Here is a 211-nt window from a genome sequence, read left to right on the forward strand (position 1 = left end):
ATCATAAATGCCCCATCGGCAATCCGGTATTGAAAACCAAAAGTCTCAATCGGCAAGTCATAGGTAATGGGCGGTCGCTTGTAGTTTTTGGCGTCATCACCGCTATCAAAATCACCCGGATCCCCTTCATAACGAACCCAAGTATTGATCGCACCATAGGGAATATTGATGGGCTTGCCGCCTAAATTTCCAATTACATACGTCCGCCCTT

At 46.4% G+C, this 211-nt stretch carries 1 protein-coding gene; it reads right to left on the reverse strand.

Annotation, left to right across the window (positions count from 1 at the left end):
* A partial coding sequence (locus tag A2F46_RS12815; protein WP_197457687.1) for a hypothetical protein occupies positions 1-211 on the reverse strand: 211 nt, incomplete at both ends.

This window comes from Snodgrassella sp. CFCC 13594, assembly GCF_001590725.1.
Taxonomy (GTDB): domain Bacteria; phylum Pseudomonadota; class Gammaproteobacteria; order Burkholderiales; family Neisseriaceae; genus Snodgrassella.